This is a genomic window from Vibrio sp. D173a (assembly GCF_030248475.1).
Genome location: NZ_JAHGAH010001040.1, coordinates 1 through 767, shown reverse-complemented (window position 1 = coordinate 767; position 767 = coordinate 1). Strand labels below are relative to the sequence as shown.

Below are 767 nucleotides of genomic sequence, written 5' to 3'. Positions count from 1 at the left end.
TTGAACTTTTTGATCCGCTTGCAACGTCTGTTGTGGCTTAATCACCTTTAGACGAGCTAGCTGCTTGTTGTCTTTTAAGGCTTCTGCCAATGGGTGATTGTCCGCGACATCCAGCTTTTTACCGCGCACTTCATCCACATACGCTATACAGAAATCTTCTTCTGTTGAGTATTGTGCCGTGCCTTGGAAATCATCACCATCCCACTTGTAACCAAGTTCATCACAAGCTTTCTGAGTAGTGTCGATGCCATACTCTCGGCCATCACCTTCGTTGGCCGTTACGATGTAGGTAGCTCCATTGACGCTATAGCTCGCGATGCTGTCTGGCATATAAAGCCCTTCAAGCATGTCATAGCTTTGGAAGTTACCCAGTTTTTTGTCTTTATTCGACGTGTCTAGCTCTGCGTTAGCCCATGACTTTCCGCCCAGACCGAAGATCGCATCAACCGTAGCCGTTTCGACATCAATCGCTGCTATGGCATTGTTCTCTTGTAGGGCCACGTAAAGCCTACCGTTGTCTGAGAAAGTTAGGTACTCAGGCTCTAGATCTTGAGCTACGGTTGCATTTGGTGCGGAGATACGAACTTTGTCGCTGAGTTCGTTATGGCGTGATTGCCCAGCATTAAAGGCCTTGAAGTCGATTTGCTTAACGACAGCATCTTGTGGACCTTGCAATAAATCGATTAAGGTCACGCTGCCTTCTGGGTCAATAGTGTAATCCTCGTTCGGCTCAGCTTCGTTACCGGCTGCTATATAACGTCCGTATT

Annotated in this window: 1 pseudogene; it reads right to left on the bottom strand. The window is 47.3% G+C overall.

Annotated elements, in window-relative coordinates:
* Nucleotides 1-767, bottom strand: a pseudogene (locus KIV40_RS31125) (alkaline phosphatase); the annotation flags it as partial.